Origin of the sequence: Paraglaciecola mesophila KMM 241 (assembly GCF_000315015.1) — a bacterium.
Taxonomy (GTDB): domain Bacteria; phylum Pseudomonadota; class Gammaproteobacteria; order Enterobacterales; family Alteromonadaceae; genus Paraglaciecola; species Paraglaciecola mesophila.
In genome coordinates this window covers 1-1,821 of sequence record NZ_BAEP01000066.1, presented here as the reverse complement: position 1 = coordinate 1,821, position 1,821 = coordinate 1, and the positions used below count along the sequence as shown (strand labels likewise).

At 40.9% G+C, this 1,821-nt stretch carries 3 protein-coding genes; 1 reads left to right on the top strand and 2 read right to left on the bottom strand.

What is annotated here, in order from left to right:
- Window positions 1–349: 349 nt before the first annotated feature.
- Entirely contained in the window at window positions 350–604 is a 255-nt protein-coding gene (locus tag GMES_RS16320) for a helix-turn-helix domain-containing protein (protein ID WP_006993853.1), read from the top strand.
- Window positions 605–644: 40 nt separating this feature from the next.
- Here GMES_RS16320 and rimI read toward each other — a convergent pair whose 3' ends face one another.
- Together rimI and GMES_RS16310 are read right to left on the bottom strand one after the other, a co-directional pair.
- A complete protein-coding gene (gene rimI / locus GMES_RS16315; protein ID WP_006993852.1) occupies window positions 645–1,103 on the bottom strand; it encodes a ribosomal protein S18-alanine N-acetyltransferase in 459 nt (152 codons plus the stop codon).
- Entirely contained in the window at window positions 1,096–1,635 is a 540-nt protein-coding gene (locus GMES_RS16310) for a hypothetical protein (protein WP_039987664.1), read from the bottom strand. The genes rimI and GMES_RS16310 overlap by 8 nt, the downstream gene beginning before the upstream one ends.
- Between the last annotated feature and the right edge of the window lie 186 nt (window positions 1,636–1,821).

The following is a 1,821-nucleotide window of genomic DNA, read 5'->3' as shown; positions in this document are numbered from 1 at the left end:
TAAAATGAAACCGCCCGTTATTGCCATGAATGCTGGTAAAAGCAAACCACCCGCTTTTGCCTAACACTTAGCTAAATAAAACAAAGATATAAGCTAAGCAAACTAACGACATATCAGTTCATCAAGTAGATTAAGCCTCACTCTGTGGGGCTTAACTTCCCCATGGGTATATAAAACGCTGGTAACGATTCTGCCCATAGCCTTCATAAATAATGTGAAATTAATTCACCTTGTGGAATCCAATCCACATTTGTTGGCATACACTGCGCCTGACAATAGAAAAACAGAGTTTTTTTATATGCTGTTTTAGCTCTGTTGTAGTTTCAATAATATTATGAGGAATAAAAGCATGTATATCACAGGTGCAGATCTAAGAAAAATGAGACAAGACGCTGGCTTAACCACGGTTAAAATGGCAAAACTTGCTAACGTTAAAACACGTAAGACCTATGAAAACTGGGAAAAAGAAATTGGTAGTCCTAGCATGAATCAGTTCATTGCGATGTGCGTAGGTTGTAACTACAACTCATCTAAGTTTGTTAAGTTAGCGATCGAACGTCAAGATCCTACTCAACAGTTAAACATTTCTTCAGCTCGTAGATAATGTTTTGATGTGAAGCCCGCAAGGGCTTCATCGATTTTTGCTATAATTGAGGTTCAGCCCCCAGTGCTAACTTCATCATCAGCGCGTCTTCTCGTCCATCCTGCGTTTCATAGTAGTCTTTACGACACTCTATTTGCTCGAAACCATATGCTTGATATAAGCCTATTGCGGCAACATTTGATGCCCTCACTTCTAACCAAACGCAATGCATGTTTTTATCTACACATAACGCTAAAAAATGTGACATCAACACCTTACTTAGCCCTCGACCGCGAAACGCTTCGCCAACTACTATATCCATCAAAGTCGCTTCATCAAGCACAAATAATCCGACGTATAAGCCTGCGCACATACCGTCTTGCAGCAACTCATAGGCTTGATAATTATCAGTCAAGCAATCAGCAAACACAGGTTCAGACCAAGGGTGACTGTGCCCCTGACAATGGATGACAAAGGCACATCGGTAATTATCTTGATTGAGCTGAAGTAAATCAGTCATTATTGTGCTTGAAACCAGACAAGATCGCCCACAGCTGTTTTTTGGTGGTAGACGAGAAACCATTACCGTATGAAGGGGTTGTTAGTAATCTTCCCTCTAACATCACGTCATCACCAACCTGCCACGCAAATGGATACCCATCGTACTGACTACACTGGGCATCTGTTATCTGCTTGTAATTTTCTTTTGAAATACCAACGCTAGATAAAACATCATTCAAGAATTTTTCAGGCAATTCGGCTAGCCCCACACCTAGCACGAGACTTTTCGGCACTAATTTTTTATCTAATGTTGATGCTGATGTTGAATCTACGGCTGATTGAGTTTTAAAGCGCTTTATAGCATCAGGTACTGGGCTGGTCTTTTTGCTGTCAGTAGTTTTTGCGGGGGCAGTATTTGAACGAATTGCATCTTGCGAGTTTAACTGGCTAGTTTTAGGCTCTGAGCCCTGAGGGTACCAGGCAACAATGCCCATCTCGCCAAGAACAGCTTGTTGATACGAAGTCAGTGTATGAGTTGTTTTAGTATTCATGGGCATAGATTATCACGGTATCTTAAAAGAAGACGGGCACTAGTTATTAATTAGTAGCAATGTATCAAATCCCATTCCACTTCTCATCCCTCATTAGGGTAAATCGATAAGTCTAGGCCGTATAAGATGTAGGTAAATTGTCAGGTACCATAGGGCTTCTCACCCTCCAATTGGGTAAAAAAGTTA

Coding starts and splice junctions, on each gene's coding strand:
- GMES_RS16320 (WP_006993853.1), top strand. CDS start 350: ATGTATATCACAGGTGCAGATCTAAGAAAAATGAGACAAGACGCTGGC.
- rimI (WP_006993852.1), bottom strand. CDS start 1,103: ATGACTGATTTACTTCAGCTCAATCAAGATAATTACCGATGTGCCTTT.
- GMES_RS16310 (WP_039987664.1), bottom strand. CDS start 1,635: ATGAATACTAAAACAACTCATACACTGACTTCGTATCAACAAGCTGTT.